Annotated in this window: 1 protein-coding gene; it reads right to left on the bottom strand. The window is 76.3% G+C overall.

Annotation, left to right across the window (positions count from 1 at the left end; all coding sequences use genetic code 11):
• Window positions 1–1,755, bottom strand: a 1,755-nt coding sequence (locus ACIOFR_RS42200) for a polyketide synthase dehydratase domain-containing protein (RefSeq protein ID WP_401006143.1), incomplete at both ends; no start/stop codon positions are given.

The raw sequence follows: 1,755 nt of genomic DNA, 5'->3' as shown, positions 1-1,755 counted from the left end.
CCGTACTCCGTCACCAGATGACGCGCGACCACACCACCCAACGCACCCGACGCACCCGTCAGCAACACCGTCCCCGCCGGATCCAACACCCGCAGACCGGTCACCGGAGCGCGGGTCCCGTCGGACGCCGGGACGCCCGGCCGGACCAGGCGCAGCGCGCCGGCGTGCCCGGCGACCAGGGCGACCTGCGGTTCCTCGGTGCCGAGCGCGTAGGACAGCGCCCGCAGCGAGGCCGGGTCGTCGTCCAGGTCGATCAGGGTGATCCGGCCCGGGTTCTCCGACTGGGCCGACCGCAGCAGGCCCCGGACGGCCGCTGCGGGGAGGTCCCCGGCTGCGGCGCTCCGGGTCACCACGACGAGTCGGGAGTCCGCGAAGGCGTCCTGGGCCAACCACTCCTGGACCAGCGCCAGGGTGTCCCGGACGGCGGCACGGGTGGCCGCCGCCAGGTCCGGCCCGTCGGAGGCGGCGATCGGCAGCACCAGCAGGTCGGGTGCCGTGCCCCCCTCGGCCGCGGCCGCGAGGTCCGCGAACCCGATCGCACCGGCCAGGCCGAGGTCGTCGTCGCCCAGCACGCCGATCGTTCCGGCCGGCGGGGTCGACGGCAGCGGGACCGGGGTCCACTCGGGGCGGAACAGCGACTCCGGTCCGCCGGTGACCGCCAGCTGCTCCGCCGAGAAGGCCCGCAGCACCAGCGAACCGACCGTCGCGACGGGCGCACCCGCCGCGTCGGCCACCGCCAGCGAGACCGTGTCGGCTCCCGTGGCGCTCATCCGGATACGCAGGTACCCCGTCCCGGCCGCGTGCAGGGTGACGTCCGACCAGGCGAACGGCAGCCGGCCCTGACCGGTGTCCTCCAGCAGCCCGCCGAGGGCCACCGCGTGCAGCGCGGCGTCCAGCAGCGCGGGGTGCAGACCGAACAGCCCCGCCTGGGCCCGTACCTCGTCCGGCAACGCCACCTCGGCGAACACCTCGCCGTCCCGGCGCCAGGCCGCCCGCAGGCCCCGGAACACCGGGCCGTAGGCGAAGCCGGCGGCCGCGAAGGTGTCGTACACGCCGTCCACGGCGACGGGCTCCGCGCCCGTCGGCGGCCACTGCGTCAACGCCTCACCGTCGCCGGCCGCAGCCTCCGCCAGCAGGCCGACCGCGTGCCGGGTCCAGTGGGCGTCGGGTGCCGCGTCCTCGGCCCGTGAGTGCAGGGCGACGCTCCGCCGGCCCGACTCGTCGGCGCCGCCGACCGACACCTGGATCTGCACCGCTCCCCTCTCGGGGACGATCAGCGGAGCCTCCAACGTCAGCTCCTCCAGCACCGCACAGCCCACCTGGTCACCGGCCCGGACGGCCAGCTCCACGAAGGCCGTTCCGGGCAGCAGCACGCTGCCCGCCACGGCGTGGTCCGCGAGCCACGGGTGGACGTCCAGCGCGAGCCGCCCGGTGAACAGATGGCCCTCCGCGTCCGCGAGCGCCAGCGACGCGCCCAGCAGCGGGTGATCGGCGGCGCCGAGGCCGGCGGACACCACATCGCCGACCAGCCCGGGCCGGACCTGCGGCCAGTAGTTCTCCTGCTGGAAGGCGTAGGTCGGGAGGTCGATCCGGGGGGCACCGGCGCCCGCGCCAGCGAGGACGGTGTCCCAGTCGAGCGGGATGCCGCGCACGTGCAGCTGGGCGAGGGCCGTGGTGAGGCTCCGGGCCTCGGGACGGTCACGGCGCAGGACCGGGGTGAGGACGGCGGTGGTGGACTCCGGCAGGCACTGCTGC

This window comes from Kitasatospora sp. NPDC088346 (genome assembly GCF_044740765.1).
In the GTDB taxonomy this organism is placed as follows: Bacteria; Actinomycetota; Actinomycetes; order Streptomycetales; family Streptomycetaceae; genus Kitasatospora.
Note: the sequence above shows the minus strand (reverse complement) of the source record. Positions and strands in the feature narration are given on the sequence as shown.